23 protein-coding genes are annotated in these 26,886 nt (G+C 65.2%); 13 read left to right on the top strand and 10 right to left on the bottom strand.

The window, feature by feature from the left end:
• Positions 1-31: 31 nt before the first annotated feature.
• From glmU to ACSR1C_RS10885, 4 genes are read left to right on the top strand one after another with little or no spacing between them, the layout of a single operon-like run.
• Entirely contained in the window at positions 32-1,387 is a 1,356-nt protein-coding gene (gene glmU, locus ACSR1C_RS10900) for a bifunctional UDP-N-acetylglucosamine diphosphorylase/glucosamine-1-phosphate N-acetyltransferase GlmU (RefSeq protein WP_460259442.1), read from the top strand.
• Positions 1,387-3,207 carry a glutamine--fructose-6-phosphate transaminase (isomerizing) gene (gene glmS, locus ACSR1C_RS10895; protein WP_460259443.1) on the top strand — a complete coding sequence of 607 codons (1,821 nt, stop codon included), beginning with the start codon at positions 1,387-1,389 and terminating at the stop codon, positions 3,205-3,207. The genes glmU and glmS overlap by 1 nt, the downstream gene beginning before the upstream one ends.
• Before the next feature lie 4 nt (positions 3,208-3,211).
• Positions 3,212-3,763 carry a pyridoxamine 5'-phosphate oxidase family protein gene (locus ACSR1C_RS10890; protein WP_460259444.1) on the top strand — a complete coding sequence of 184 codons (552 nt, stop codon included), beginning with the start codon at positions 3,212-3,214 and terminating at the stop codon, positions 3,761-3,763.
• A complete protein-coding gene (locus tag ACSR1C_RS10885; RefSeq protein ID WP_460259445.1) occupies positions 3,760-4,434 on the top strand; it encodes a DNA alkylation repair protein in 675 nt (224 codons plus the stop codon). The genes ACSR1C_RS10890 and ACSR1C_RS10885 overlap by 4 nt, the downstream gene beginning before the upstream one ends.
• 8 nt (positions 4,435-4,442) lie before the next feature.
• Here the strand turns inward: ACSR1C_RS10885 and ACSR1C_RS10880 are convergent, their stop codons facing one another.
• A complete protein-coding gene (locus ACSR1C_RS10880; protein WP_460259446.1) occupies positions 4,443-4,949 on the bottom strand; it encodes a hypothetical protein in 507 nt (168 codons plus the stop codon).
• Between the two features lie 112 nt (positions 4,950-5,061).
• On the opposite strand from ACSR1C_RS10880, the gene moaA reads away from it, so the two are divergent.
• Complete coding sequence (moaA, locus tag ACSR1C_RS10875) at positions 5,062-6,078, top strand: GTP 3',8-cyclase MoaA (protein ID WP_460259447.1); 1,017 nt, start codon at positions 5,062-5,064, stop codon at positions 6,076-6,078.
• Between the two features lie 82 nt (positions 6,079-6,160).
• Here the strand turns inward: moaA and ACSR1C_RS10870 are convergent, their stop codons facing one another.
• From ACSR1C_RS10870 to argE, 3 genes are all read right to left on the bottom strand, one after another.
• On the bottom strand, positions 6,161-6,898 hold the full coding sequence (locus tag ACSR1C_RS10870; protein WP_460259448.1) for a glutamine amidotransferase: 738 nt from the start codon (positions 6,896-6,898) through the stop codon (positions 6,161-6,163).
• Positions 6,899-7,000: 102 nt separating this feature from the next.
• Positions 7,001-8,167, bottom strand: coding sequence for a M20 aminoacylase family protein (locus tag ACSR1C_RS10865; RefSeq protein WP_460259449.1), 1,167 nt, complete (start codon positions 8,165-8,167; stop codon positions 7,001-7,003).
• A gap of 5 nt (positions 8,168-8,172) precedes the next feature.
• Positions 8,173-9,345, bottom strand: a complete 1,173-nt coding sequence (gene argE, locus ACSR1C_RS10860; protein ID WP_460259450.1) for an acetylornithine deacetylase — start codon at positions 9,343-9,345, stop codon at positions 8,173-8,175.
• A gap of 242 nt (positions 9,346-9,587) precedes the next feature.
• On the opposite strand from argE, the gene ACSR1C_RS10855 reads away from it, so the two are divergent.
• The 6 genes from ACSR1C_RS10855 (at position 9,588) to ACSR1C_RS10830 (ending at position 16,724) form a co-directional block, all read left to right on the top strand.
• Complete coding sequence (locus ACSR1C_RS10855) at positions 9,588-10,592, top strand: ABC transporter ATP-binding protein (RefSeq protein ID WP_460259451.1); 1,005 nt, start codon at positions 9,588-9,590, stop codon at positions 10,590-10,592.
• A gap of 84 nt (positions 10,593-10,676) precedes the next feature.
• Positions 10,677-11,729 (top strand): ABC transporter ATP-binding protein, encoded by a 1,053-nt coding sequence (locus ACSR1C_RS10850; RefSeq protein ID WP_460259452.1) that lies wholly within the window; start codon positions 10,677-10,679, stop codon positions 11,727-11,729.
• 4 nt (positions 11,730-11,733) lie between these two features.
• Positions 11,734-13,431: a peptide ABC transporter substrate-binding protein gene (locus ACSR1C_RS10845; protein ID WP_460259453.1), complete on the top strand. Its 1,698-nt coding sequence runs from the start codon at positions 11,734-11,736 to the stop codon at positions 13,429-13,431.
• An 83-nt stretch (positions 13,432-13,514) separates the two neighbouring features.
• Positions 13,515-14,522 carry an ABC transporter permease gene (locus ACSR1C_RS10840; protein ID WP_460259454.1) on the top strand — a complete coding sequence of 336 codons (1,008 nt, stop codon included), beginning with the start codon at positions 13,515-13,517 and terminating at the stop codon, positions 14,520-14,522.
• A complete protein-coding gene (locus ACSR1C_RS10835) occupies positions 14,515-15,438 on the top strand; it encodes an ABC transporter permease (RefSeq protein WP_460259455.1) in 924 nt (307 codons plus the stop codon). The genes ACSR1C_RS10840 and ACSR1C_RS10835 overlap by 8 nt, the downstream gene beginning before the upstream one ends.
• A 200-nt stretch (positions 15,439-15,638) precedes the next feature.
• A complete protein-coding gene (locus ACSR1C_RS10830) occupies positions 15,639-16,724 on the top strand; it encodes a YeeE/YedE family protein (RefSeq protein ID WP_460259456.1) in 1,086 nt (361 codons plus the stop codon).
• On the opposite strand, the gene ACSR1C_RS10825 is transcribed toward ACSR1C_RS10830, so the two are convergent.
• The 5 genes from ACSR1C_RS10825 to ACSR1C_RS10805 all read right to left on the bottom strand — a co-directional run bounded on the left by ACSR1C_RS10825 (position 16,660) and on the right by ACSR1C_RS10805 (position 23,061).
• A complete protein-coding gene (locus tag ACSR1C_RS10825) occupies positions 16,660-17,943 on the bottom strand; it encodes a DUF3422 family protein (protein WP_460259457.1) in 1,284 nt (427 codons plus the stop codon). The genes ACSR1C_RS10830 and ACSR1C_RS10825 overlap by 65 nt on opposite strands.
• Before the next feature lie 112 nt (positions 17,944-18,055).
• The gene (locus tag ACSR1C_RS10820) at positions 18,056-19,270 is read right to left on the bottom strand and encodes an MFS transporter (RefSeq protein WP_460259458.1); all 1,215 of its coding nucleotides are present in this window, start codon (positions 19,268-19,270) and stop codon (positions 18,056-18,058) included.
• A gap of 105 nt (positions 19,271-19,375) precedes the next feature.
• A complete protein-coding gene (locus ACSR1C_RS10815) occupies positions 19,376-20,809 on the bottom strand; it encodes an NAD(P)(+) transhydrogenase (Re/Si-specific) subunit beta (protein ID WP_460259459.1) in 1,434 nt (477 codons plus the stop codon).
• 13 nt (positions 20,810-20,822) lie between these two features.
• Entirely contained in the window at positions 20,823-22,394 is a 1,572-nt protein-coding gene (locus ACSR1C_RS10810) for a Re/Si-specific NAD(P)(+) transhydrogenase subunit alpha (protein WP_460259460.1), read from the bottom strand.
• A gap of 130 nt (positions 22,395-22,524) precedes the next feature.
• Positions 22,525-23,061 (bottom strand): methyltransferase family protein, encoded by a 537-nt coding sequence (locus ACSR1C_RS10805; RefSeq protein WP_460259461.1) that lies wholly within the window; start codon positions 23,059-23,061, stop codon positions 22,525-22,527.
• 86 nt (positions 23,062-23,147) lie between these two features.
• Here ACSR1C_RS10805 and ACSR1C_RS10800 point away from each other — a divergent pair, with 86 nt between their 5' ends.
• Positions 23,148-23,690 carry a GNAT family N-acetyltransferase gene (locus tag ACSR1C_RS10800; protein WP_460259462.1) on the top strand — a complete coding sequence of 181 codons (543 nt, stop codon included), beginning with the start codon at positions 23,148-23,150 and terminating at the stop codon, positions 23,688-23,690.
• 229 nt (positions 23,691-23,919) lie between these two features.
• Entirely contained in the window at positions 23,920-26,190 is a 2,271-nt protein-coding gene (locus tag ACSR1C_RS10795) for a Hint domain-containing protein (protein WP_460259463.1), read from the top strand.
• On the opposite strand, the gene ACSR1C_RS10790 is transcribed toward ACSR1C_RS10795, so the two are convergent.
• Positions 26,187-26,870, bottom strand: a complete 684-nt coding sequence (locus tag ACSR1C_RS10790) for a D-lyxose/D-mannose family sugar isomerase (protein WP_460259464.1) — start codon at positions 26,868-26,870, stop codon at positions 26,187-26,189. The genes ACSR1C_RS10795 and ACSR1C_RS10790 overlap by 4 nt on opposite strands.
• Between the last annotated feature and the right edge of the window lie 16 nt (positions 26,871-26,886).

Here is a 26,886-nt window from a genome sequence, read left to right as displayed (position 1 = left end):
AAGGTGCGGCAGCAGAAGAAAAGGGCGGACCATGCCGACAGCGCTTATCATCCTTGCCGCGGGCCAGGGCAGCCGGATGAATTCCGACCTGCCGAAGGTGCTGCACCCCATCGCGGGCGCCCCGCTACTGGTCCACGCCATGAAATCCGGCGCAGCACTGGACCCCGAACGCTGCGTAATCGTCGCGGGCCACGGCGCCGAGGCGGTGGCCGCCGCCGCCCGCGGCCATGACCCGGATGTCACTGTGGTGCTGCAGGAACAACAGCTGGGCACCGGCCATGCAGTGGCCCAGGCGCGCGCGGCCCTGGCGGAGTTCGCGGGCGACGCGGTGGTTCTCTATGGCGACACACCCTTCATCCAGCCCGACACGCTGGCCGCGATGGCGGCGGCGCGGGGCCGCCATGATGTTGTGGTACTGGGGTTCGAGGCCGCCGATCCGGGCCGCTATGGCCGATTGATGATGGCCGGTGACGCGCTGGAGCGGATCGTCGAGTTCAAGGATGCCTCAGATGAGGAACGCGCTGTAACCATTTGTAACAGCGGGGTTATCATGGCCAATACACAGACTCTTATAGGCTTGGTCGACGGGCTGTCGAATGACAATGCGGCGGGCGAATACTATCTGACCGATATCGTGGAGCTGGCCCGCGCGCGCGGGCTGTCGGCCACCGCCGTCACCTGCGACGAGGCCGAAACCATGGGCGTGAACACCCGCGCCCAACTGGCCGGGGCCGAGGCCGCGTTTCAAGCCCGCGCCCGAGCCGAGGCGCTGGATAACGGCGTGACGCTGATTGCACCTGACACCGTCTTTTTCGCGCATGACACGGTGATCGGCCGCGACGCGCTGATCGAGCCGAATGTGATCTTCGGCCCCGAGGTCACCATCGAATCCGGCGCGCGCATCCGGGCGTTTTCGCATCTGGAAGGCTGCCATGTGTCGCGCGGCGCCACGGTCGGCCCCTATGCACGCCTGCGCCCCGGCGCCGAGTTGGCCGAGAACGTGCATATCGGCAACTTCGTCGAGATCAAGAATACAACCGTCGACGCAGGCGCCAAGATCAATCACCTCAGCTATATCGGCGACGCCTCGGTCGGCGAGGCCACCAATATCGGCGCGGGCACGATCACCTGCAATTACGACGGTGTCTTCAAGCACCGGACGGAAATCGGCGCGCGGGTCTTCATCGGGTCGGACACGATGCTGGTGGCCCCGGTCCGTATCGGCGACGAAGCGATGACGGGGTCGGGCTCGGTGATCACCTCGGACGTACCCGCGGGGGCGCTGGCCCTGGGGCGCGCGCGGCAGGAGATCAAACCGGGCTTCGCGCGCCGGATGTTCGAAAAGTTAAAGGCTGCAAAAGAAAAGCGGCACAGAGAGGAAATCTAATGTGCGGTATTGTAGGGGTTCTGGGCGATCACGAAGTTGCCCCGATCATCGTTGAGGCGCTGAAGCGGCTGGAATATCGCGGCTATGACAGCGCCGGGATCGCCACCGTGAACGACGGCCATCTGGACCGCCGCCGCGCGGTGGGCAAGCTGGTCAACCTCAGCGATCTTCTGGTGCATGACCCGTTGCCGGGCAAGGCCGGGATCGGTCATACCCGCTGGGCCACCCATGGCGCGCCCAACGTCTGCAACGCGCATCCGCACCGCTCGGGGCCGGCGGCGGTGGTGCATAACGGCATCATCGAAAATTTCCGCGAACTGCGCACCGAGCTGGCCGCGCAGGGCATCCCGTTCGAGACCGAAACCGACACCGAAACCGTGGCGCTTCTGGCCCGGTCCTATCTGGATCAGGGGCTGGCCCCGCGCGACGCGGCGATGCAGACCATCGACCGGCTGGAGGGTGCCTTTGCCCTGTGTTTTCTGTTTGACGGCGAACCCGACCTTCTGATCGCCGCGCGCAAGGGTTCGCCGCTGGCCGTGGGCCATGGCGACGGCGAGATGTTCGTGGGCTCGGACGCAATCGCGCTGGCCCCGCTGACCGACCGCATCACCTATCTGGAAGAGGGCGACCGCGCCGTGATCACCCGCGCCGGCGCCGAGATCACCGATGCGCAGGGCCGGCTGGTCAACCGCGCGGTCAAAACCATCCAGATCGACGCGACCCGGGTCGAAAAGGCCGGACACAAGCATTTCATGGCCAAGGAAATCGCCGAGCAACCCGCCGTTCTGGGCGATGCGATCCGGCATTACCTGAGCGATGACGGCCGCGACATCGCGCTGGAGGCCGATCTGGATTTCACCGCCTATGACCGGATCACCATGGTCGCCTGCGGCACCGCCTATCTGGCCTGCCTGACTGCGAAATACTGGTTCGAACAGATCGCCAGGCTGCCGGTCGATGTCGATGTGGCGTCGGAATTCCGCTATCGCGAACCGCCCATCCCCGCCCGCACCCTGGCGCTGTTCGTCAGCCAGTCGGGCGAAACCGCCGACACGCTGGCCGCGCTGCGCTATTGCGACGGCAAGGCCGACAAGATCCTGTCGATCGTCAACGTGGCCGAAAGTTCGATCGCGCGGCAAAGCGATCTGGCGCTGCCGATTCTGGCCGGGGTCGAGATCGGCGTCGCCTCGACCAAGGCGTTCACCTGCCAGTTGACGGTGCTGGCGGTGCTGGCGCTGAAGGCGGCGGTGGCGCGTGGCCGGCTGGAGCCGGACGAGTTGGCGCAGCATCTGGTCGCGTTGCAGAATCTGCCGGGGCTGATGAACATCACGCTGGGCCTGAGCAAGGAGATCAGGGCCGTCGCCCGCAAGCTGGCCGAAACCCGCGATGTGCTGTTCCTGGGCCGCGGCGCAATGTTTCCCCTGGCCCTTGAGGGCGCCCTTAAACTGAAAGAAATCAGCTATATACACGCCGAAGGTTATGCATCTGGGGAACTGAAACACGGACCCATCGCGCTGGTCGACAAGGCGGTTCCGGTGATCGTGATGGCCCCGCATGACCGGCTGTTCGACAAGACCGTATCGAACATGCAGGAGGTGCTGGCCCGCGGCGGCAAGGTGGTTCTGATCACCAACGCCCAGGGCGCGCGGGAGGCCGGCGAAGGTGTGTGGCAAACCATCATTCTGCCCGAGGTATCAGAGCTTTACGCGCCAATCCTCTATGCGCTTCCGGCGCAGCTTCTGGCCTATCACACCGCCGTGGCCAAGGGCACCGATGTGGACCAGCCGCGCAATCTGGCAAAATCCGTGACCGTGGAATAGGCGGATGGCGAAACAGTTCGACCGGATCGAAGATCCCCACCGCGCCTTCATCGAGGCGCAGCATATGTTCTTTGCCGGATCCGCCGCCCCCGAGGGCCGGGTCAACATCTCGCCCAAGGGGATGGACAGCCTGCGCGTGCTGGGGCCGAATCGCATCGTCTGGCTGAACCTGACCGGCAGCGGAAATGAGACCGCCGGGCACCTGCGTCAGGCCGACCGGATGACGCTGATGTGGTGCTCCTTCACCGCCCGCCCGCTGATTCTGCGCGCCTATGGCACGGCGCGCACGCTGCATCCGCGCGATGCCGGGTGGGATGGGCTGATCGGGCTGTTCCCGCCCCTGGCCGGGGCGCGGCAGATTTACGATATGCGGGTCGAGATGGTGCAAACCTCCTGCGGCTATGCGGTGCCGTTTTTCGAGTTCGCAGGCGCGCGCGACACGCTGGTGCAATGGACCGATGACAAGGGGCCCGACGGTATCCGTGCCTATTGGGAAGAAAAGAACCAGACCACGATCGATGGCGCGCCGACCGGTATTCTGGACCCCGCCCCGTGACGCTGGATGATGCCCTGGATGCGCTGAAAGCGCGGATCGAGCCGGGCCGTGCGGAGGGGGCGGCACGCTATCACAAGGTGGCGCGCCCCTATCTGGGCGTGACCAACCCGGCAATCAACGACCTGACCAAGACGTGGCGCCAGGGGCTGAGCGTGGACGCGCGCGTGGCGCTGGCCCGCGCCCTGTGGGACACCGATATATTCGAGGCCCGGCTGGCGGCGGCCAAGCTGCTGACCCAGGCGCGGATCCGGCCCGATGGCGCGGTCTGGGATCTGATCAAATCCTGGGCGCCCGATTTCGACAGTTGGGCAATAGCCGATCACGCCTGCATGGCCGGGCAAAAGCGGCTGGTCGCCGACCCTGCCCGGCTGGACGAGGTCGCGGACTGGACCCGCTCGGATCACATGTGGACCCGGCGCGCGGCGCTGGTCATCACCCTGCCCTGGACCCGGCAGAACCACCCCAAGCCCGCCGATCTGGCGATCCGTGACCGGGTGCTGGGCTGGGCCGCGGGCTATGTGACCGATCCCGACTGGTTCATCCAGAAGGCCGTGGCCTGGTGGCTGCGCGATCTGTCAAAGCACGACCCGGACCGGGTGCGCGCCTTTCTGGCGGCGCATGGCGATGTGATGAAGGCATTCGCGCGCAAAGAGGCCGGGAAATACCTGTAACGCCGGGCTCAGGGCCGGGCGTAGACGATCAGTTCTGGCAGCGCCGTCAGCGGCACGCCCAGAATGCGCAGCGCCGGCAACGAGACCTGGCTGCCGCCGCCTTCGCCCGCCAGCGGGCGCAACTCGACCAGCACCGCGTTGCCGGTGGCCGGATCGACCAGACGGCCCGGTTGTGCATCCTGTACCAGCGGGGTCTTGGCCCAGAACCCCGGATCGCCCGGGTCGCCGAGCGAGGCAATCGTGCGCCCCAACTCGCGGTCGGGGCGCGTGGCGGGCGGGCTTGCCACGGCGGCGGCGCGTTCGGCGCTGGTGGTGGTATCGAACGCCTCGGCCGTGTGGGCACCCGCTGGCGGGGCCGCGCTGTCGGACCGGGGCTGCGGGCGGGGCGCATCGGGCGTGACGGCCTCGGGCGCATTATCCCGCCCGAACGGGTTGATCCCGCCAGCGCATCCCGCCAGGCAAACCAGCACAAGCGCGGCCAGAACCGGCCGCGCAATCGCGTTGAAATGGGTCATTGCCTGGCCTGCCTCCGTCCGCCTCGCCGGCAGCCTACCCGGCCCTTGTGCCGCATTCAATGTGAACGAATGGCGCTTGCCGCGCGGCAGGCGCGCGCCTAGGTTGCCCGGCATGACACAGCACCCGCCCCATCTGATCGACCCGTTTGCCCGCGCGGTGACCTATCTGCGCGTCTCGGTCACCGACCGCTGCGATTTCCGCTGCGTCTATTGCATGTCCGAAAACATGACCTTCCTGCCCAAGAAGGAGCTGCTGACGCTGGAAGAGCTGGACCGCATGTGTTCGGCCTTCATCGGGCTGGGGGTGGAAAAGCTGCGCATCACCGGGGGCGAGCCGCTGGTGCGCAAGGGGATCATGACCTTCTTCCGGTCGATGACCCGGCATCTGGATTCGGGCGCGCTGAAGGAGTTGACGCTGACCACCAACGGCTCGCAGCTGGAGCGGTTCGCCGATGACCTGTACGCCGCCGGCGTGCGCCGGGTGAACCTGTCGCTGGATACGCTGGACGAGAAAAAATTCGCCCGCATCACCCGCTGGGGCCGCCTGCCCCAGGTGCTGCGCGGTATCGATGCGGCCCAGCGCGCCGGGCTGCGGATCAAGATCAACGCGGTGGCGCTGAAAGGCTTCAACGAGGATGAACTGTTCACCCTGACCGAATGGTGCGCCGAACGCGGCATGGATCTGACCTTCATCGAGGTCATGCCGATGGGCGATCTGGGCAACGAGGATCGGCTGGATCAATACTGGTCGCTGCGCGATCTGCGCGCCCGGCTGGCCGAACAGTATCAACTGACCGATCTGGCCGAACGCAGCGGTGGCCCGGCGCGCTATGTGCGGCTGGAAGAAACCGGCCAGAAGATCGGGCTGATCACCCCCCTGTCACATAATTTCTGCGAAAGCTGCAACCGGGTACGGATGACCTGCACCGGCGCGCTTTACATGTGTCTGGGCCAGGAAGACATGGCCGACCTGCGCACGCCCCTGCGCGACCATCCCGGCGACGACGCGCCACTGATCGCCGCGATCCACACGGCGATCGGACTGAAACCCAAGGGCCACGATTTCGACTATTCGCGCCAGCGCGCCGATGGCCAGGTCTTGCGCCACATGAGCCATACCGGCGGCTGAGTCCCCCGCTCGGGCTTCTTTTTCGTGCAAATATCCCCGCCGGAGGCATGAAATCTCTCTGCCCCGCCGGGCCCGGGATCCGTCAGCGCCGGTAACGCGCCACGAAACGGCCCAGGATCCGCGCGGGCACATGCACATCCGCCGCACGACACATCGCGATCAGGCTGTCAGCCTCTTCGGGCGGGAAATAACCCTTGTTGCGGTAGATGCGGATGCGGGTCTCGAACCCGTCGCTATCGGCCTCGGGGTGGAACTGGGTGGCATAGACGTTCTGCCCGTGGCGGATCATCTGATAGGGGCATGTAGGCGACGACAACAGATGCGCACAGCCATCGGGCAGCGCCTGCAGCGCCTCCTTGTGGCCGACAAAGGCGTGAAAGGCCGCCGGCAGCCCCTGCAACAGCGGATCGGCGGCGCCCGCGTCTGTCAGGCGGCAATCGGCGGTGCCGACGGATTCGCCATAGCGGTCCTTGGTCACGGGCGCGCCCAGATGATGGGCCAGCACCCCGATGCCGTAGCAGCAGCCCATGAACGGGAAATCGGCGGCGGTGATCGCGGGCATCAGGCCCAGCACCGCCGCCTCTATGCGCTGTTCGGCCGGGGACTTGTCGGCGGGGGCATCGGACACGCAGCCGGGGCCGCCGCCGACGATCACCCCTGAATAATCGTCCAGTGTCAGATCGGCCGGGATCGGTTCACACTCCAGCCGGATGCGGCGGGCCTGATGCGCGGCCAGCCCGCCCTTGCGCAGGATCGCGGCATATTCATCGTCCGAGGCTTCGGCCTCGGGGCGCAGTTGCAGGATCAGAAACGGTTTCATGCCCCGGTTCTTAGCGCCGGGCGGGCCGCGCTTCCAGCCCTGACGGGCCGTCCTCGCCCACCGAAAGCGATGACGCCCGCCCGGGCGGAAAAGCGGCCCCGATCAGGCGGCGGGCATCCGGTTCTCGATGATCTCGGCGAACCATGAACATCCCGCGGGAATGGCGTCATCGTCGAAATTATATTCGGGGTGATGCACATAGGCAGTATCGCCATTGCCCAGGAAGATATAGGCGCCGGGACGCTTGTTCAGCATGAAGCTGAAATCCTCGGCCCCCATCAGCGGCGGGGTATCCTCGATCACCGTGCCCGACACCTTGCGCGCGACCTCGATCGCGAAATCGGTCTGGTCGGGCGCGTTCACCGTCACCGGATAGCCGCGCTGGTAGTCGACCTCGGCCATAGCGCCGTAGGCGGCGGCGGTGTTGGTCACGATCTGCGAAATGTGGCCCTGCACGAAATCCTGCACATCCGCATCCATGGTGCGCACCGTGCCCTTCAGCAGCACGGTCTGCGGGATCACATTGTGGGCCTCGGTTTCGGTGCGGAAGGTGCAGACCGACACCACGATCTCTTTCAGCGGGTCCACGCTGCGGCTGGCGATGGATTGCAGCGCGATCACGATATGGCTGGCCACCAGCGTGGTGTCGATGCACTGATGTGGCTTGGCGGCATGGCCACCCTTGCCGGTCACGGTGATTTCAAACTGATCGGCCGCGGCCATGATCGGGCCGGGGCGCACGGCGAAACTGCCAACCGGAAAGCCGGGCATGTTGTGCATGCCGTAAACTTCCTGAATGCCGAACCGTTCCATCATCCCGTCTTCGACCATCTCGCGGCCGCCGCCGCCACCCTCTTCGGCGGGCTGAAAGATCACCACGGCGGTGCCGTCGAAATTGCGGGTCTCGGCCAGATATTTCGCCGCGCCCAGCAGCATCGCGGTATGGCCGTCATGGCCGCAGGCATGCATCTTTCCGGGCGTCTTGGACGCATATTCCAGGCCCGTGGCCTCTTTGATCGGCAGCGCGTCCATATCGGCGCGCAGGCCCAGCACCTTGCCGGACAGGTCGGTCTTGCCCTTGATCACGCCCACCACGCCGGTACGGCCGATGCCTTCGACCACCTCGTCGCAGCCGAAGCTGTGCAGCAATTCGGCCACCCGGGCCGAGGTCCGGTGGGTGTCGAACAGCAGTTCGGGGTGTTCGTGAAAATCGCGCCGCCAGGCGGTGATTTCGGGGTGCAGTTCGGCAAATCGGTTCTTCACGGGCATTCGTGTTACTCCTGTAGCTGATCCACAAGGCGCGCCATGAAGGCTTCGCCCTGCCGGAACTGTTCGACGGTGATAAATTCATCAGGCTGATGCGCCTGTTCGATATTGCCGGGGCCGCAGACCACGGCGGAATAGCCGCGCTGCTGGAACTGCCCGGCCTCGGTGCCATAGCTGACCACATGGGTGGCGTTGTCGCCGGTCAGCCCGCGCACCAGACCCTCGGCCGCGCCGCCCGGTTCGGGGATCAGCGGCGGGACGTGGAAATACTGCGCGACCTCGATCCCCGCATCCGGGTGGATCGCCTTCATCCCGGCCTCGACCTGGCGCACCTGTTCCAGATAGGCCGCGTGCCAGTCGTCCAGGCTTTCGCCCGGCACGCAGCGGAAATCGAGCCCAAAGCGGCAGTCGGCGGCGGTGATATTATGCGCGGTCCCGCCCGAGATCGTGCCGACATGCACCGTGGTCCAGGGCGGAACGAAGATCGCATCCAGCGCGCCGGGGGTACGGGCGCGGTTTTCCGCGTTCATCCGGTTGGCCCACTCGATCAGCTTGGCCGCCTCCATGATCGCGTTGACGCCGGTATGCATGATCGAGGAATGCACCTCGTGCCCCATCACATGGGTCGCGAACCCCGCGCCGCCCTTGTGGCCGGTCACGGCCTTCATCTGCGACGGCTCGCCCACGATCACCGCATCGGCACGCGGAAAGCCGGTATTGGCCACCATGTGGTCGATCATCGGCGGCGCGCCGGTGCAGCCGACCTCTTCGTCATGGCTCAGCGCGATCTGAAGCGGGCGGGTCACGCCCTCGACCTGCGCGCGCACCAGCGCGCACAGCGCCAGCGCGTCGAACCCTTTCATGTCGCAGCAGCCGCGCCCGAACAGCTTGCCGTCGCGTTCGACCACGGCCCAGGGGTCAGTGGTCCAGTCCTGCCCGTCCACCGGCACCACATCGGTATGACCCGACAGAACGACGCCGCCCTCCACCATCGGGCCGACATGGGCATAAAGGCTGGCCTTGCGGTCGTCGGTGGCGTTGATGACACGGATGCAGGAAATGCCGAAGCCGGCCAGATATTCCTCGACCCAATCCACCAGCGCAAGATTGCTGTCCCGGCTGACGGTCGGGAAAGAAACAAGTTTTTCAAGCAGTTGCCGTGGCGTCAACTGTCGGCGCATGAGGTACTCCAGCCTGTTGTGACGAGGTGTCGAGCGCAAGGGTGATGCGGGAAAGGGCAGAGGTCAAGCGACAACGCCCAACGATTGATCAACTGGTCAAAATTACCGCCGCGCCGCCCGAAATCTCGCCAGTTTGAAGTTGCCGGATGGGTGAATCGTGATAACAATTTCATCACAAGCACGGTGCAAGCCATGGCGGACACCGGGAAAACAACGAAAAACGAACGACTTGGGGAGTTCTCATGCCCGATGGGGGTATGCCCGTCCTTGACGTCAGGGACCTGAAGACCGTGTTTCAAACACGGTCGGGCGAAATTCACGCCGTCAATTCCGTCAGCTTCTATCTGCGCCCCGGCGAGTTGCTGGGTGTGGTGGGCGAAAGCGGATCGGGCAAGTCGGTCACGATGATGTCCCTGATCGGGCTGCTGCCCTCCCCGCCCGCCGATGTGCGGGCCGGCAGCGTGATGTTCGGCGGCGAGGATCTGCTGAAAGTCCGTGAAGAGCGGTTGCGCGAATTGCGCGGCGCGCGGATCGGGTTCGTGTTTCAGGATCCGATGACCTCGCTCAACCCGGTGTTCACCGTGGGTTATCAGATCATGGAACCGCTGCGCAAACATATGGGCCTGACCAAATCCGGTGCCCGGACGCGCGCGCAGGAACTGCTGGAACTGGTCGGCATTCCCGATGCCAAGCGCCGGCTGGGCGACTATCCGCACCAGTTTTCCGGCGGGATGCGGCAGCGGGTGATGATCGCGATCGCGCTGGCCTGCGACCCCGAAATCCTGATTGCGGACGAGCCCACAACCGCGCTGGACGTGACCATTCAGGCCCAGATCCTGGAGTTGATGAAAGAGCTGCGCGAAAAGCTGGGCATGGCGGTGATCTGGATCACCCACGATCTGGGCGTGATCGCGGGCATCGCCGACCGGGTGATGGTGATGTATGGCGGCCAGGTGGTGGAACAGGCCCCGGTGCGCGAGCTGTTCGGAAACCCGCAGCACCCCTATACCCGCGCTCTGCTGGAAACCATCCCGTCGGTCACCGGCGAGCGGGCCGAGCGGCTGCGCGTGATCGAGGGCCAGCCGCCAATCCTGTCGGCCCCGCCTGCGGCCTGCCCGTTCCGGGCCCGCTGTCCCTATCGGTTCGACCGCTGCGACCGGGAAAACCCGCCCCGTATACTGGTCGGCCCCGGCCATGACGCCGCCTGTTTCTGGGATCCGGCAACCGGGAAGCCACGCGATGTGTGAAACCTGCCGCTTTTGCGCCCTGACGGCCGTCACCGCCGATGGCCCGCACGCGAAAAGCGCCCGACAGGGAGAGATGAGCGCCTGATGCTGGACAATCCGACAAAGCTGGTCGAGGTGAAAAACCTCAAGATGCATTTCCCGATCTTTTCGGGGCTGCTACGCCGCCGCTCGGGCGAGGTGAAGGCGGTGGACGGGGTCAGCTTCGACATCTACGAGGGCGAGACCCTGGGCCTGGTCGGCGAATCCGGCTGCGGCAAATCTACCTGCGGCCGCGCCGTGCTGCGACTTTATGAAATCACCGAAGGCTCGATCCGCATCGGCGGCAAGGAAATCGGCGAGGCCGGGTACAGCCAACTACGCCCGATGCGGCCCACCATGCAGATGGTGTTTCAGGATCCGCAGGCCAGCCTGAACCCGCGCATGACCGTCGCCCGCATCATCGGCGAGCCACTGGACGAGCACACCGACCTGTCGAAAAAGGAAAAGCTGGCCCGCATCTATGAACTGATGGACGCGGTCGGGCTGAACCGCGCCTTCGCCAACCGCTATCCGCATGAATTTTCCGGCGGTCAGCGTCAGCGCATCGGCATTGCCCGCGCCCTGGCGCTGAACCCGCGGTTCATCGTCTGCGACGAACCGATCGCGGCGCTGGACGTGTCGATTCAGGCCCAGGTTGTGAACCTGCTGGAGGATCTGCAGGAAAAGTTCAATCTGACCTATCTGTTCATCAGCCACGACCTGTCGATGGTGCGCCATATCGCCGACCGGGTGGCGGTGATGTATCTGGGCCGGGTGGTCGAACTGGCCCCGCGCGACGCGCTTTATGCCCGTCCGATGCATCCCTATACCCAGGCGCTGCTGTCGGCGGTGCCCGAACCCGACCCGAATCTGGAAACCCGCAAGCAGCGGGTAATCCTCAAGGGCGACGTGCCCTCGCCCGCGAACCCGCCGCAGGGCTGCAATTTTTGCACCCGTTGCCCCAGGGCAATGCCGATCTGCCACCAGATCGACCCCGAAACGAAAGAGCTGGCGCCGGGCCACTTCGTGGCCTGCCATCTTTACGATCCGACAATCAGCCAGACCGCCGGGGACACGGCGGCGCCCGAGGCCGAGAAGAGCATCCAACAAGGAGAGTAATAAAATGAGACTGAAGACAGCCCTTTTGGGCGCAGCGACAGCGCTGGCGCTGGCCCCTGCAGCCTTCGCCGAACGCGGGTCGGATGGCCAGTTGAACATTATCTACTGGCAAGCGCCCTCGACCCTGAACCCGTTCCTGTCGGGCGGGACAAAAGAGGTCGAAAGCGCCTCGCTTGTGATCGAGCCGTTGGTGCGGTTCGACGAAACCGGCACCATGGTGCCCTGGCTTGCCGACAGCATTCCGACGGTCGAAAACGGCGGCGTCAGCGACGACCTGACCCAGATCACCTGGAAACTGAAACCGGGCATTCTGTGGTCCGATGGCACCCCGCTGACCGCCGCCGATGCGGTGTTTACCTGGGAATACTGCACCCATCCCGAAGGCGGCTGCGCGCAGTCGTCGTATTTCGACGGGGTCGAAAGCGTGGTGGCCGTGGACGACATGACCATTCAGGTCAATTTCGCCACCCCCAAACCCTTTCCCTACACCGCCTTCGTCGGCTCCGAGAGCCCGATCATCCAGAAGGCGCAGTTCGCCGACTGTCTGGGCGCCAAGGCCCCCGAATGCACCGACGCGAATTTCGGCCCGATCGGCACCGGCCCCTACGTGGTCAGCGAATTCCGCCCCAATGACGTGATCCAGTTCAGCGCCAACCCGAATTTCCGCGAGGCGGACAAGCCGGCCTTCGCGACCGTGCTGTTCAAAGGGGGCGGCGACGCCACCGCCGCGGCCCGCGCCGTGATGGAAACCGGCGAATTCGACTATGCCTGGAACCTGCAGATCGATCCGAACGTGCTGAAGGACATGGAATCCAAGGGCCTGGGCAAGGTCGTTGCCGCCTATGCGACCTCGGTCGAGCGGATCCACGTCAACCAGACCGACCCCAACCCCGCGCTTGGCGACGAACGCGCCACCGTGGCCCATCCGCACCCGTTCCTGACCGATCCCCGGATCGGCAAGGCGCTGTCGATGGCTATCGACCGTTCGCTGATCGCCGAGATCGGCTATGGCGCGGGCGGCGTTCCCACCTGCAACGTACTGCCGGCGCCGGCCCTCTATGCCTCGACCGCCAATGACGATTGCCTGGTGCAGGATGTCGACGGCGCCAAGGCACTGCTGGACGAGGCCGGCTGGGTCCCGGGCCCCGACGGCGTGCGCGTCAAGGACGGCATGCGCCTGTCGGTCAGCTATCAGACCTCGACCAACGCCGTGCGCCAGGACACCCAGGCGCTGGTGAAACAGTGGTGGTCGGAAATCGGTGTGGAAACCGAATTGCGCAATATCGACGCGTCGGTCTTCTTCGGCGGCGATCCGGGCAGCCCGGACACGTTCCAGAAGTTCTTTGCCGATGTCGAGATGTACACCAACAACTTCGCCGGTGTGGATCCCGAGGCCTATATGGCCAACTGGCGCTGCTCGGAAATCCCGAGCCCCGAAACCCAGTGGCAGGGCTCCAACATGCAGCGGTTCTGCGATCCGGCCTATGACGCGCTGGTCGACAAGCTGTCGCAGACCGCGCCGCTGGAAGAACGGGCCGCGATCGTGAAGCAGATGAACGATATGCTGATGCAGTCCTATTCGATCATCCCGCTGATCCACCGCGGCAACCCGTCGGCCCATGCCAACACCCTTGCCGGTGTGCGCATGAACGACTGGGACAGCGAGATCTGGAACATCAAGGACTGGTCGCGCGCCGACTGATCCAACCCCATCCGACGGCCCCGGATCCCGTATCCGGGGCCGCCTTCCCTTTTTTGCAAGACTGCTGACCCGAGGCGCCCGTCATGTTCACCTACACGATCCGTCGCTTGCTGATCGCATTGCCGACGCTTCTGTTCATCAGTCTGATCATCTTTCTGCTGCTCGACCTCGCGCCGGGCGACCCCACCGCACAGCTGCCGCTGACCATCCCCCCCGAGGTGAAGGAGAAGATCCGCCAGAGCCTGGGCCTGGGCGAGCCGATCCACATTCGCTATCTGCTGTGGATGAAACAGTTTTTCGTGGCCGAGCCGCTGCATGTGTTCGACAACATGTTCGGCACCGAATTCGCCGGCGACATGCAGCGCGTGATGTCGTGGCAGACCCGCAGCCCGGTCGCCGACATCATCGCCCAGCGGATGCCCCAGACCCTATGGGTGGTGGGCATGTCCTATGTCATCGGCACCCTGATCGCGGTGCCGATCGGCATCATCTCGGCCTACCGGCAATACAGCTGGTTCGATCAGATCGGCACGTTCGTGTCGATGATCGGTTATTCGGTGCCCACCTTCTTTACCGGGGTGCTTCTGATCGTGATCTTCGCGGTCAATCTGGGCTGGTTCCCGTCGATCTATGACACCACGCTGGTGGTGAAGGACTGGGGAACCTTCGTGACCCAGCTGAAACAGATGGTGATGCCGGTTTCGGTGCTGGCGCTGTATAACGCGGCCCAGATCAGCCGGTTCATGCGCGCCTCGATGCTGGACAATCTGGGTCAGGACTATGTGCGCACCGCCCGGGCCAAGGGCCTGTCGGAAAAGGTGGTGGTGCTGATCCATGTGCTGCGCAACTCGATGATCCCGGTGGTGACCGTGATCGCGCTGGGGGTGCCGACGATCTTTGGCGGTGCCATCATCACCGAACAGGTGTTCAAGGTGAACGGGCTGGGTCAGCTGCTGATCACCGCGATCTATGCCAATGACATCCCGATGGTGCAGACGCTGACCTTCATCTTCGCCGTGCTGATCGTGCTGTTCAACCTGATTGCCGACGTGCTTTACGGCATTCTCGACCCAAGGATCCGCTATGACTGACAGCCTCCCCCCCCGCATGGTCGAAGAGGCGTTCCGCCCGCCGCGCAATCAGTGGCTGGACGTGTGGGACCAGTTCAAGACCCACAAGGGCGCATTGCTGGGCGCGATCATTTTCGCGGCGATCCTGTTTGCCGTGCTGTTCGGCCCGTGGCTCTGGCATATGGACCCCACCTATATCGACATCCGCGCCCGCAATCAGGGGCCCAGTCTTTCGCATCCGCTGGGCACCGATCAGTTGGGCCGCGACATGCTGGCCCGGATGATGGCCGGCGGGAAAGTGTCGATTGCGGTCGGCGTCACGGCCATGGGGCTCAGCCTGCTGCTGGGTACGTTGATCGGGGTGCTGGCGGGCTATTTCAAACGGCTGGACGGGCCCTTGATGCGGCTGACGGACCTGTTTCTGGCACTGCCGCTGCTGCCGCTTCTGCTGGTCATGGTGATGCTGTTCCGCGAGGCGCTATCGACCCGCTTTGGCCCCGAAACCGGGGTTTTCATCCTGATCGTGGTCGCCATCGGCGTCACCAGCTGGATGCAGACCGCCCGCATCGTGCGCGGCGACGTTCTGGCACTGAAGGAACGCGAATTCGTGCTGGCCGCACGCTCGATCGGGACGCCCAGCCGCCGGATGATCACCCGCCACATCCTGCCCAACGTGATGTCGCCGGTGATGGTGTCGGCCACACTGGGCATCGCCAACGCGATCATCACCGAATCCGCGCTGTCCTTTCTCGGCCTTGGCTTTCCGCCGGATTTCCCGACCTGGGGCCGGTTGCTGTATGATGCGGTGGATTATCTGCAGCAACATCCCGAGCGGGTGCTGTGGCCCGGCCTGGCGATCTCGTTGGCGGTGCTGTCGGTCAACTATATCGGCGACGGGCTGCGCGATGCGCTGGACCCGCGGATCCGGGGCCGCTGAAAATAAGAACGCCGCCCCACCCGGCCCGCGGACCGTGGCCGGGGATTTCCCATGCCCCGCCCGGCCCGGAACGGGTTTCGCCCGACCGTGGGAAACCGGAACAATGTTCCATTCTCAGGGCGCGACCCCGCGCGTAAACACCTTGATTTACAGGCGGGCCCGGCGCAGGTGGAACGAAATTCCGCATCAAAGGAAACCCCATGTTCGAAGAGTTCGGATTCGCAACCCTGACCGCACCGCAGGCCGCCATCTGGTTCGGGCTGGCGCTTGGCGCCCTGTTCGGCGCGCTGGCCGAGATCACCGGATTTTGCTTTCGCCGCGCCGTCACCGGCCCGGCCGCACAGCGCCGCCCCGCCCTTGGCCTGTGGCTGATGGCGCTGGTCGCGGCCCTGCTGGGCACCCAGGGCGCGGTCGCCGCCGGGTTGATCAGTTTCGAGGGGCACCGTTTTTTCACCGCCGATCTGCCGGTGCTGGCGATTGTCCTGGGCGGGCTGTTGTTCGGCGCAGGCATGGTGCTGACGCGCGGCTGCGCCTCGCGGCTGACGGTGCTGGCCGGGTCGGGGAACCTGCGCGCGGCATTGGTTCTGGTCGTCTTCGCGATCACCGCCCATGCCACGCTGAAGGGTGTGCTGGCACCACTGCGCGTGGCCCTTGGGTCGGTCACCATGCCGCTGGGCGAGACCGCCAGCCTGGCCGCCCTGCCCGGCGGTGCCGCGCTGTGGACGGCCGTTCTGGCAATTCCGGCGCTGGCCTATGTCTGCTGCTCGGGGGCGCGGGCCCGGATGCTGGTGCTGGCGGTGCCGCTGGGCCTGCTGGCCGCGGCGGGCTGGGTCGGCACCGGGTTTGTCCTGTATGACGATTTCGACCCCATCGCGCTGGAAAGCCTGTCCTTCACCTCGACCGCTGCCGATACGCTGTTCTGGGGCGTCGCGGCGACGTCGATCCCGGCACGGTTCGGTGTGGGCCTGATCGGCGGGGTGCTGGCCGGCGCGCTGGTGGCCTCACTGCTGGGCGGGCGGTTTCGCTGGCAAAGCTTCGAAAGCCCGGCCCAGACCGGCCGTTACCTGGCGGGTGCCGTTCTGATGGGGCTAGGCGGCGTTCTGGCCGGGGGCTGCACCGTGGGCGCGGGCCTGTCGGGGGTGCCGACGCTGAGCCTGGCCGCACTGCTGGCCATCGCCGCCATCGCGGCAGGCGCGGTGGCGATGGACCGGGTTCTGGGCACTAGCCGATCGCACGCCGGATCCGGCGCACCATCAGCCACACAACCAATACGACAAGCGGCGTAAGGATCGCCGTCAGCATCCCCTTGCTCAGCCCCAGAGGTTCAGCAAGGGGATAGGCCATATAGCCCGCAAGGCTGACCGCGTAATAGCTGATCGCGACCACCGACAGCCCCTCGACCGTTTCCTGAAGCCGCAATTGCAGATCGGCCCGCCGGTCCATGCTTTCCAGCAACGCCTGGTTTTGGGCCGAGCGCGCCACGTCGACCTGGGTGCGCAGCAACTCGCCCGCGCGGGTGGCACGTTCGGCCATCGCGTTCAACCGCGCCTCGGTCGACTTCACCGTGCGCATGGCCGGGTCGAACCGGCGCATCATGAATTCGCGGAAGGTCTGGCGCCCGCCGAAGCGTTCCTCGCGCATTACCTCGATCCGCTGATGCACCAGCGCCTCATAGGCCATGGTGGCCCCAAACCGGAACGAGGATTGCGCAATCATGCTTTCCAGTTCGGCCGAAATCGCCAGCAGCCCGTGCAGGGTTTCCTCGGCGGTGTGGGCGCCTTCGTTCAGATCGCCGACCAGCGCCACCAGCATCGGGTCAAGCTGCCCCATCCGCGCCGACAACTCCCGCGCACGCGGCAGGCCCAGCATCGACACCGCCTTGTAGGTCTCGATCTCGGTCAGGCGCTGCACGATGCGCCCGACCCGGCGCGCGCCGGTCTCGGGCCGCGCGAACAGGGCGAACCGCATATGGCCGGCGCTGTCGATCCTGAAATCGGACGCCACCACCGCGCTGTCATCCAACACCCGCGAACAGGCCAGGCTTTCGGGCACGAACCAGTCATGCAGGCGCTGCACGATCTCCTCGTCCTCATGCCGAAGCTGCTCGACCCGCATCAGCGCCGATGTGACCCGCAACCCCGGCGCGGCGGCCAGCCAATCCTCGGGAAAGACGTCGAAGGCGTTGGGGTCGAACGGCCGCTCGGCCACGCCATCGGTGAAGATCGTGTAGGTCACGAATTCGGTGTGACTTTCCCATTTCAGCTTGTGCCGCCCGATCTGGCCGAAAAAATGCGTAGCATCCGGCTGCGGGTGCTGTGCGCCGAACCGGTCAAGCAGATCGAGCAGATGCGCGCGATCGGCGTCCCGGTCGCGATTGGCGGCGTCATGGGGCCGCTTGATCGCCAGATAGGCGGCATGGCACGGTGTGTCCAGCGCCGGAAACGGGCGCGCATGCAACTCGTTCGCCATTGCATAGCGCAGCGGGTGATCTTCGATCGGGCTCATGCCGGTGCCTTCTGAAATGTCACCAGACCCTACCCGGAAACACGCCGGTGTAAACAAAAACATTCAACAAAAACCATGTGTTGAACGCATACAATGGCACACAGCCAAAGGATCACTCGGCTTTGGGTGGCGTGGTGTTGCCGTGTTTGCGCGCGATCAGCATGAACCCGGCAAGCCCCAGAAAGGCCAGCCCGGCGCTGGCCCAGAAGGTCGCCGCCGGGCCAAGCCCGGCCCACAGGACCCCGGCCAGAAAGCTGGCCAGAAACAGCGCAATGCCGCTTGTCAGGTTGAAGACGCCGAACGCGGTGGCGCGCACCTCGGGCGGGGCGCTGTCGGCCACCAGTGCCGACAACAGCCCCTGTGTCAGGCCCAGATGCAGCCCCCAAAGTGCTGCCCCGATGAACACCGCTGTCACGCCTTGCGCCAGGGCCAGGATCACATCCGCCACCACCAAGGCCGCGAATCCCAGCATCAGCAGCCCGCGCTTGCCGATCCCGTCGGACAGCACCCCGACCGGATAGGCCGAGGCTGAGGAGACCAGGTTGATGATCACCAGGATCAACGGCGCCAGGGCCAGGGCCAGCCCCTGCTCCTCGGCCCGCAGAATGACAAACGCCTCGGTGAACCGGGCGAGCGTCATCACCCCGCCCAACGCCACCACACCCCAGAACAGCGGCCCCATCCGCGACAGCACCTTTCGGTCGATCGGGGTGCGCACGGGGGCAGCGGCGGCGCGCTTTGGTTCGCGCACGAAGGTGACGAGCAGGAAAACCGCGATGCAGCCGGGCACAAGCGCAACCCAGAACACCAGCCGGAAATTATCGGAAAACAGCGCCATCAGCGCCATCGCCAGCAGCGGCCCGACGAAGGCGCCGACATTGTCCAGCGACTGACGCAACCCGTAAGCTGCGCCGCGCTTGTCGGGCGGGGCCAGATCGCCGACCAAAGCATCGCGCGGCGCACCGCGGATGCCCTTGCCGATCCGGTCGGCAAACCGCGCGCCCAGGACCCAGCCCGCCGTGGGCGCCAGCGCGAAGATCGGTTTCGACAGGGTGCCCAGCCCATAGCCCAGAATGGTCAGCGGCTTGCGCTTTCCCATCCGGTCGCTCAGCGCGCCGGAAAACAGCTTGGTGATATTGGCCGTGGCCTCGCCGATCCCCTCGATCAGGCCAACGGTAACGGTGCTGGCCCCCAGGACCGTCACCAGAAAGACCGGCAGCAGCCCGTGGATCATCTCGGACGAGATATCCATCAGCATACTGACAAAGCCCAGCGCCCATATACTGCGCGGAAGGCCGCGCCAGTTGCCCTTGTCACCGTCGGTCATGCTGCCCCCTTTGCCATTGCAGAAAACGCTAGGCCCGCTGCCGCCCCCAGGCAACAAAAAAGCCCCGGCGCAATGGCCGGGGCTTTGATTTTCATGGACTTCCGATTACTGGATCAGCGTCAGCAGCTTGTCGATGCTGGCCTTGGCGTCGCCATAGAACATGCGCGTGTTTTCCTTGTAGAACAGCGGGTTCTCGATGCCCGAATATCCCGTGCCCTGGCCGCGTTTGCTGACAAACACCTGCTTGGCCTTCCAGCATTCCAGCACCGGCATACCGGCGATGGGGCTGTTGGGATCGTCCTGCGCGGCCGGGTTCACGATGTCGTTCGAGCCGATGACGATGGCCACATCGGTGTCCGGGAAGTCATCGTTGATCTCGTCCATCTCCAGCACGATGTCGTAGGGCACCCGCGCCTCGGCCAGCAGCACGTTCATGTGGCCGGGCAGACGCCCCGCCACCGGGTGAATGGCGAAGCGCACATTCTTGCCCTTAGCGCGCAGCCGCTTGGTCAGCTCAGACACCGATTGCTGCGCCTGCGCCACCGCCATCCCGTAGCCGGGGATGATGATGATGCTGTCGGCCTCGTCCAGCGCCGCGGCCACGCCTTCGGCGTCGATTGCGATCTGCTCGCCCTCGACCGCCATCGCCGGGCCCGTGGTGCCGCCGAAGCCGCCCAGAATGACCGAGATGAACGAACGGTTCATCGCCTTGCACATGATGTACGACAGGATCGCGCCCGAGGAGCCAACCAGCGCCCCCACCACGATCAGCAGATCGTTGCCAAGGCTGAAGCCGATCGCCGCCGCCGCCCAGCCCGAATAGCTGTTCAGCATCGACACCACCACCGGCATGTCGGCGCCGCCGATACCCATGATCAGGTGATAGCCGATGAACAGTGCGGCCAGCGTCATCAGGGACAGCGGCAGGAAGCCACCCGTGTTGAAGTACCAGATCAGGCACAGCACCGAAAGCGCCGCGGCGCCCGCGTTCAGCATATGCCCGCCCGGCAGTTTGGTGGCGGTCGAGCCGACCTTGCCCGCCAGCTTGCCATAGGCGATGACAGAGCCGGTGAAGGTCACGGCACCGATGAAGATGCCCAGAAACAGCTCGACCCGCAGGATGTTGACCTCGACCGAAGTCTTGTGCGCCAGCAGCGCGGCAAAGCCTTCCAGCCCCGTTCTGGCGGCGTCATCCATCGCCAGCACGCGGCCCAGCTCGATATGGGCGACATAGCCCACGAAGACCGCCGCCAGACCGACCAGAGAGTGCATGGCCGCCACAAGCTGCGGCATCTCGGTCATCTGAACGCGCTGCGCCACGACATAGCCGATCGCGCCGCCGGCGGCGATCAGAACGAGCGACAGCAGCCACAGGCCCGAGCCGGGCCCGATCAGGGTGGCCAGCACCGCCAGCGCCATGCCGGCGATCCCGTACCAAACCGCGCGCTTTGCGCTTTCCTGCCCCGACAGACCGCCGAGCGACAGGATGAACAGAACAGCCGCGACAACATAGGCGGCAGTGGTGAATCCGAATTCCATCGTCCCGGCCTCCTTAAGATTTCTGGAACATGGCGAGCATGCGCCGGGTTACGAGGAAGCCGCCGAAGATGTTGATCCCGGCCATGAAGACCGACAGCGCCGCCAGTATGACCACCAGCGCCGAGCCCGATCCGATCTGTACCAAGGCCCCCAGGATGATGATCGACGAGATTGCATTCGTGACCGCCATCAAGGGCGTGTGCAGGCTGTGGCTGACGTTCCAGATCACCTGGAAGCCCACGAACACCGCCAGCACAAACACGATGAAATGCTGCATGAAGCTGGCCGGGGCCACCAGCCCCACCCCCAAAATCAGCGCAGCACCCACCGCCAGCAATGTGACCTGCTGCTTGGTCTGCTTTTGGAAAGCGGCGACTTCCTGCGCGCGCTTTTCCTCCGCGCTCAGTTCTTTGACCTTTTCCTTGGGCTTGGCGGCAATCGCGGCCACTTTCGGCGGCGGCGGCGGGAAGGTGATTTCGCCGTCATGGGTGACGGTAGCGCCGCGGATCACGTCATCTTCCATGTTATGCACGACCTGGCCGTCTTTTTCGGGCGTCAAATCGAACATCATGTGGCGGATGTTGTTACCATAAAGCGTGGACGCCTGGGCGGCCATCCGGCTGGGGAAATCGGTGTAGCCGACGATGGTCACACCGTTTTCGCTGACCACTTTTTCGTCCTTCACGGTCAGATCGCAGTTGCCACCCTTTTCGGCGGCAAGGTCCACGACGACCGAGCCCGGCTTCATCGCCGCGACCATGTCTTCCAGCCACAGCTTGGGCGCGTCGCGGCCCGGGATCAGCGCGGTGGTGATGACGATGTCCATGTCGGGGGCCAGCTCGCGGAATTTCTCCAGCTGCTTTTCGCGGAATTCGGGGCTCGAGGGCGCGGCGTAACCACCGGTCGCCGCACCGTCTTGCGCCGCTTCGTCAAAGTCGAGGAACACGAAATTCGCGCCCATCGATTCGATCTGCTCGGCCACTTCGGGGCGCACATCGAAGGCATAGACGATCGCACCCAGCGAGGTTGCCGTGCCGATGGCGGCCAGACCGGCCACACCGGCGCCCACCACCAGAACCTTGGCCGGAGGCACCTTGCCCGCCGCCGTCACCTGGCCGGTGAAGAAGCGGCCGAAGTTGTTGCCCGCCTCGATCACCGCGCGGTAGCCCGCGATATTGGCCATCGACGACAGCGCATCCATCTTCTGGGCGCGGCTGATGCGCGGCACCATGTCCATGGCGATCACATTGGCGCCCTTGGATTTGCACAGCTCCAGCAAAGCCTCGTTCTGCGCAGGCCAGAAGAAGGAAATCAGCGTCTGCCCCTTGGTCAGGCGCTTGGCCTCGGTCTCGTTCGGCTCGCGCACCTTGACCACCACATCCACCGCTTTCCAAAGCGCGGCGGGCGTCTTGATGATCTCGACCCCGGCTGCCGCATAGGCGGCATCGGAAAACCCGGCGGCAACGCCGGCTCCGGTCTCGATTGCGCAGTCATACCCCAGCTTTTGCAGCTGAAGGGCCGAGTCCGGAGTCATGGCAACGCGTGCCTCCCCCTCGAATACTTCCTTCGGTGCCCCGATTTTCACGTCAGCTTTCCCTCTCTTTCGTGTCTGCTGGCGGCCTTGGCCCATTCAGACGCAGCCCTATTACCATTGCGCAAGATTATTTCACAAGCGCCGTGTGTGCGATTTTGTTTATGTTCCTGCGGTGTGCCCCTTACAGCCATCGGCGAACCCGCGCCCTGTAGGCATCGAATTCCGCACCGAAGACATCGTGAAGCTGCGCTTCCTCGCCCAATATGAATCGTTGCTGGATAAGTGCCATGAAAGCCGGGAGCAACACCAGCCCCGGCACCGCATCCCAGCACAGGACCAGCCCGGCCAGGACCAGCACATCGCCCAGATAGATCGGATTGCGCGTCAGCCGATAGATGCCGCCCTGCACCAGACCCGAGGGCGCTTGCCGGGGGATGAGCGTGGTGCGGCGGGCCAGGAACTGCGCCGCCGCCGCCAGCATGACCGCCAGCCCGGCCCCGATCAGCACCGCGCCCAGCGGGTCGCCCCAGGCCCCGAAGCCAGACACCGGCAGCAGCGTTGCCTGCGCCCGGGCCAATCCCGCGAACACCGCCAGCCAGACCGGCGGCAGGTCAATCCAGCCCAGCACGGACCGCATCACCGCGCCCTCCGCAAAAGGGCGGGCACCGCCCAAACCGTCGAAACCGCTGATCGCATGGCGCGCCTCCCTGTTCCTCAATCGGTACCTCCCGCGCCATCGCACCTGCAAGCCCTTCAATTTCCGGCCACCCGCGCTTACACAAATCATGCGGAGGTGACGCAGCCATGACCGATGACAGCACAGGCCAGTTCAGCGCGGGTCAGTTCACCACGGGCTCAAAGGCGCGGCACCTGCCCGAAAGCATGATTCGCCCCGGCCGCCCCGGTGACGGCCCCGCCGCCCATGCGCTGTTCCATGCGGCGGTGCATCAGGGCGCGGCCGCGTTCTATGACGATGCCGAGCGCCGCGCCTGGGCCCCCGCAGGCGGTCCGCCCGACGGCTGGGAGGCCCGGCTGCTGGCCGGTCACTGCCGCGTGGCCCAGGACGCGGCAGGCCGGATGGCGGGGTTCATGACATTGGGCGCGGACGGCTATCTGGACTATGCCTATGTCGCGCCGGGCTGGATGGGCAAGGGTGTGTCGGACGCGCTTTACGACCAACTGGAACAGATCGCGCGCGCGGCCGGCCTGCCCGTCCTGAGCACCGAGGCCAGCCATCTGGCGCGCCGCTTTCTGAGCCGCAAGGGCTGGCACACCACCGCGCGCCAAAGCGTGATTCGCGACAGTGTGGCAATCACCAACTTTCGCATGGAAAAATCGCTGCGCTAAGCCGGGCACCCGCCCCCGCCTGCCCTATTTCGGCCACCGAGTTGCCCCACCCCGGACGCGCCCGGCACAAAACCCGGCCCGATTTACCCGATATTTTCCACTTCCAGAAATGATGTCCGCAGGTCTGCCCATGGGCAGGGCAGGCCTCGCCAACGAACAAGGCGGAAACGGCAAAAAACGCGGCTTTCGCAATGTGCGGATGCCGCGCGAAGAATGAGCAGGAACGGCAATGGCGACGTATCAGGTACGGTTTTACGATTTCAACCCGGGCGGCGCTGTGCCCACCGGCACCGGCAGCACCTTCACCTGGAACGGTCCCTCGACCGCGGACGGTGTTGCCACGATCAACGACACCGAATCCGGCATCGAGGGGCTGACGCTGGACGATGACAACAACGGCCGCGAAACCGCCACCGCGAATGTCACCCTGGGCGGCGCATCGTCCACCGGGGCAAGCGTCGATGCCGAACTGGTCTGGACGGTCCGCGACACGGTCACCGGCGACACATTCGAAATCGCCCAGTTCGAGGTCGAAAGCGGCGGCGCGTCGGGCATGTATACCCTGTCCGAAATGCCGCTTGTGGCAGGCCGCAGCTATGAGGTCGTCAACTATGACAGCAACCCCAACGTGCTGGCGGGCGACCCTGTCTTCAGTTCGACCGACTATGTCGCGCCCGGCAATGTCGTGTCCGGCACTGACGGCGACGACACGATCGACGCCAGTTATTCCGGCGACCCGGAAGGCGATCATGTCGACAGTGGCCTGGGCACCGGTCCGGGCGGCAATGGCGATGTGATCGAGGGGCTGGGCGGCGACGACACGATTTTCGCCGGCGCCGGCGACGACACCATCTATGGCGGCGCGGGTCAGGACACGATCGACGGCGGCGCGGGCAATGACACGATCTATGGCGACGCCCCGGCCAGCGCGTCGCAGAACGAACATGTGGACTGGTCCGCGCAAGGCGGTGATGGCAAGTCGGTCGCCGGTGGCTTTACACAGTCCACCGGCCAGATCGACGTCACCGTCTCGTTTCAAAGCGACGGGAACAATGCCCCCACCTATCAGATCGAAACCTCGGACCCGGCCTATACCGAATCCGGCGAACCGTTCGCCGCCAATTCCAACCTCTATCTTTACGGCGCGGGCGACGGCGCCACCTCGACCACCACCATCGACTTTTCGGCCAACGATCCCGGCGTCGAAAGCGAGGTCGAGAATATCCAGTTCCGCATCAACGACATCGACGCCTATGCCCGCAACCACCAGGACGTGATCACCGTCAACGCCTATGACGCCGACGGCAACCCGGTTCCGGTCACGATCACCAGCGATGGCAACGATACGGTTTCGGGCAACACGATCACCGCCGCGATGACGCTGGACGAGGCCGATAACGCGCTCGGCTCGGCCCTGGTCGAGATTGCCGGCCCGGTGGCCCGTGTCGAGATCACCTATTCCAACGCGATCAGCCCCTCGGGCAATTACAGCGGCACCCATGCGATCTGGGTCAGCGATGTCTATTACGACACCGTCCCGGTCGAAGGCGATGCCGATATCATCGATGGCGGCAGCGGCGACGATGTGATCGACGGCGGCGAGGGCGACGACACCCTGACGGGCGGCACCGGTGCAGACACGCTGTCGGGTGGCACCGGCGGCGACACGCTGCATGTGGCCGAGGGCGACACCGCGTCCGGCGGCGCCGGCGACGATACCTTTCTGGTCTCGGATCTGGGCGAGGCAGGCGCGGCCACGATCGACATCACCGGCGGCGAGGGCGACGAGACCCTGGGCGATACGCTGAACTTTCAGGGGCTGATCCAGGCCAGCGACATCACCTATACCAATACCGACGATGCGTCGGGCGGGCTGAGCGGTTATGCCACCCTGTCGGACGGCACCGTGGTCAACTTCTCGGAAATCGAGAATGTGGTGATCTGCTTTGCTGCGGGCACCTTTATCCTGACCCCGCATGGTGAACGGACGGTCGAAAGCCTGAAACCCGGCGATCTGGTCATCACCGCTGATCACGGGTTGCAGCCCATCCGCTGGATCGGCATCCGCGCGGTGCCCGCCACCGGCCCGCTGGCGCCGGTGCGCATCCGCCGGGGCACGCTGGGCAATACCCGCGATCTGCGCGTCTCGCCGCAGCACCGGATGCTGCTGGGTGGCTATCGCGCCGAGCTGTTGTTCGGCGAATCCGAAGTGCTGGTGCCCGCCCTGCATCTAGTGGACGATCTGGCGATCACCCGCGAAGCGGGGGGCACCGTTACCTATGTGCACCTGCTGTTCGACCGGCACGAGGTGATCTTTGCCGAAGGCACGCCCAGCGAAAGCTTCCACCCTGGACATGTCGGGCTGGACGCGATCCTGGCCCCCGCCCGCGAAGAGCTGTTTCGCCTGTTCCCCGATCTGCGCGCCGATATCACGGCCTATGGCCCGGCCACGCGGCTGAGCCTGAAAAAGCATGAGGCCCACGCGCTGCGGATGGGTTAAAGCAGCCGGTCGTAATCCGACACAAGAAGCTGAAGGGGCGGCACGTCCTCCTCCACCTCGGCGAAGCGGCCGATCGGGTCGCGGAACACGTTGTCCGTCAGATCGTCGTTGACGGTCGACACCTCGCCGATCAGCACATCGCCACCCTCGCCCCAGAACGCATGCCAGTCGCCCGGCATCAGGGTGACGCTTTCGCCGGGGGCCAGTTTCAGCACATCGCCGGGGCCGAACGCGCGTTCGATTCCGTCGCAGCGCACCGTGCCACCCGCGCTTTCGTCGAAATCGCCCTGCGGGTCCGAGCCGTAAAGCTGCACCGCCAGCGTGGCGCCGCCACGGTTGATGATATCCTCGGCCTTGACGATATGGCGGTGCATCGGGCTGAGCTGATCACGGCGCGAGATCAGCAGCTTTTCGGCATAGCACATGCCCTGCCCGCGCCGCAGATCGGCCAGCCGCCCGTTGCGCAGGGTGAACAGGAACAGGCCCAGCCGGTCGAAATCGCCCTGCCCGTAATCGGTGATGTCCCAGCCCAGCCGCGCATCGATGATCCCCGACAGATCGGCCTTTCTGGCGCGCATCTCGTCGGGGGTCCAATAGGCGAACGGCGGCAAGGTGATTGCGAACGAGCGGATGAATTCATCCGCCGAGGCCATGATCTGATTGATGCGCGAGCGTTTCATCGGGTTCCTCCGTTAC

The organism is Actibacterium sp. D185-2, from assembly GCF_054954595.1.
Note: the sequence above shows the minus strand (reverse complement) of the source record. Positions and strands in the feature narration are given on the sequence as shown.

Coding starts and splice junctions, on each gene's coding strand:
- ACSR1C_RS10790 (WP_460259464.1), bottom strand. CDS start 26,870: ATGAAACGCTCGCGCATCAATCAGATCATGGCCTCGGCGGATGAATTC.
- ACSR1C_RS10870 (WP_460259448.1), bottom strand. CDS start 6,898: ATGAAACCGTTTCTGATCCTGCAACTGCGCCCCGAGGCCGAAGCCTCG.
- ACSR1C_RS10815 (WP_460259459.1), bottom strand. CDS start 20,809: ATGGAATTCGGATTCACCACTGCCGCCTATGTTGTCGCGGCTGTTCTG.
- ACSR1C_RS10825 (WP_460259457.1), bottom strand. CDS start 17,943: ATGAGCCCGATCGAAGATCACCCGCTGCGCTATGCAATGGCGAACGAG.
- glmS (WP_460259443.1), top strand. CDS start 1,387: ATGTGCGGTATTGTAGGGGTTCTGGGCGATCACGAAGTTGCCCCGATC.
- ACSR1C_RS10820 (WP_460259458.1), bottom strand. CDS start 19,270: ATGACCGACGGTGACAAGGGCAACTGGCGCGGCCTTCCGCGCAGTATA.
- glmU (WP_460259442.1), top strand. CDS start 32: ATGCCGACAGCGCTTATCATCCTTGCCGCGGGCCAGGGCAGCCGGATG.
- ACSR1C_RS10890 (WP_460259444.1), top strand. CDS start 3,212: ATGGCGAAACAGTTCGACCGGATCGAAGATCCCCACCGCGCCTTCATC.
- ACSR1C_RS10845 (WP_460259453.1), top strand. CDS start 11,734: ATGAGACTGAAGACAGCCCTTTTGGGCGCAGCGACAGCGCTGGCGCTG.
- moaA (WP_460259447.1), top strand. CDS start 5,062: ATGACACAGCACCCGCCCCATCTGATCGACCCGTTTGCCCGCGCGGTG.
- ACSR1C_RS10840 (WP_460259454.1), top strand. CDS start 13,515: ATGTTCACCTACACGATCCGTCGCTTGCTGATCGCATTGCCGACGCTT.
- ACSR1C_RS10865 (WP_460259449.1), bottom strand. CDS start 8,167: ATGCCCGTGAAGAACCGATTTGCCGAACTGCACCCCGAAATCACCGCC.
- ACSR1C_RS10795 (WP_460259463.1), top strand. CDS start 23,920: ATGGCGACGTATCAGGTACGGTTTTACGATTTCAACCCGGGCGGCGCT.
- ACSR1C_RS10800 (WP_460259462.1), top strand. CDS start 23,148: ATGACCGATGACAGCACAGGCCAGTTCAGCGCGGGTCAGTTCACCACG.
- ACSR1C_RS10880 (WP_460259446.1), bottom strand. CDS start 4,949: ATGACCCATTTCAACGCGATTGCGCGGCCGGTTCTGGCCGCGCTTGTG.
- ACSR1C_RS10850 (WP_460259452.1), top strand. CDS start 10,677: ATGCTGGACAATCCGACAAAGCTGGTCGAGGTGAAAAACCTCAAGATG.
- argE (WP_460259450.1), bottom strand. CDS start 9,345: ATGCGCCGACAGTTGACGCCACGGCAACTGCTTGAAAAACTTGTTTCT.
- ACSR1C_RS10830 (WP_460259456.1), top strand. CDS start 15,639: ATGTTCGAAGAGTTCGGATTCGCAACCCTGACCGCACCGCAGGCCGCC.
- ACSR1C_RS10835 (WP_460259455.1), top strand. CDS start 14,515: ATGACTGACAGCCTCCCCCCCCGCATGGTCGAAGAGGCGTTCCGCCCG.
- ACSR1C_RS10855 (WP_460259451.1), top strand. CDS start 9,588: ATGCCCGATGGGGGTATGCCCGTCCTTGACGTCAGGGACCTGAAGACC.